Annotated in this window: 1 protein-coding gene; it reads right to left on the bottom strand. The window is 70.7% G+C overall.

The window, feature by feature from the left end; translation table 11 throughout:
* Window positions 1-995: Hsp70 family protein (locus tag ACIRS4_RS39170; protein ID WP_404205199.1), on the bottom strand; the 995-nt coding region annotated here is incomplete at its 3' end.
* Between the last annotated feature and the right edge of the window lie 41 nt (window positions 996-1,036).

Here is a 1,036-nt window from a genome sequence, read left to right as displayed (position 1 = left end):
CGCGGCAGATCCGCGGGGAACGGGATCTGGGGTAGATCCGGGTCCGGACGCAGCGGCGGTTGCTGCGTGGTGACGCTGGGGACGACCGTGGGAGTGCCGTTCGCCGAACCGGTCTGGGCCGGGGGCACGGCGACGGTGGTGCGGTGGCTCGGGTTCTGGTTCGTGGTCGGGTTGACCGAACTCGGCGCCGGAACGGTGGTCGTCGGCACGGGCGGCGTGGTCGGCGGCTGCTGCGTCGAGGTCGGCGAGTAATGCGCGGGCTGCGGTTCCTCGATCACGAACTCCTTGACCCCGTACCCGACGATCAGCCCGACCACCACGATCGCCCCGGCGAGCGTGCCCGCCAGTTTGGTGAAGGTGCCGATCGGCGCGTCCGAGCCCAGGCCGATCACCGGGAAGGCGGTCGGCACGGTCGAATCCGCCACCAGCGCCGCGCCTTTCGCGATCGCCGACTCCGGCTCCGGCACCGTGACCACGGGGATGTCGAGCTGGCGTTCCAGCCCCACCACCATGATCGGCACGTTCGCGCCGCCGCCGATCACCGCGACCGCCTCCGGGAACTTCGGGGCCCGCGTGAACACGCCGCGCGCGAACACCGACAGATCGTGCAGCAGATCGGCGACGATCTCCTCGAAATCCACCCGGGTCAGCTTGAGCGGCTGCCCGGCCACATGATCGATGGTCACCGCCGGGACCACCGACAGGTGCTCCTTGGCGGCGCGGCTGCGATTGAGCAGGATGCCGCGGTTCGGGCGGATGCCGCGCCGCGACAGGTGGCAGTCCAGCAGGTGCTGCAGGATCAGTTCGTCGATGGCGTTGCCGCCGATGGTGGTGATGCGCTCGGACCGCAGCACGGTGTCGTCGGCATGATCGGCGACCGAGACCGTGGTGCCCTTGGCCCCGATGTCGATGACCGCCACCGTGTCCCAGCGGTCCAGCAGGCCGGTGTGCCGCAGGTAGGCGAGGGCCGCGGTGGTCTCCGGAATCAGTTGCACGCCGTGGCGCTGCCGCCCGATGGCGGACCGGATGATCTGGG

Origin of the sequence: Streptomyces sp. NPDC101166 (assembly GCF_044768125.1) — a bacterium.
Taxonomy (GTDB): Bacteria; Actinomycetota; Actinomycetes; order Streptomycetales; family Streptomycetaceae; genus Streptomyces.
Note: the sequence above shows the minus strand (reverse complement) of the source record. Positions and strands in the feature narration are given on the sequence as shown.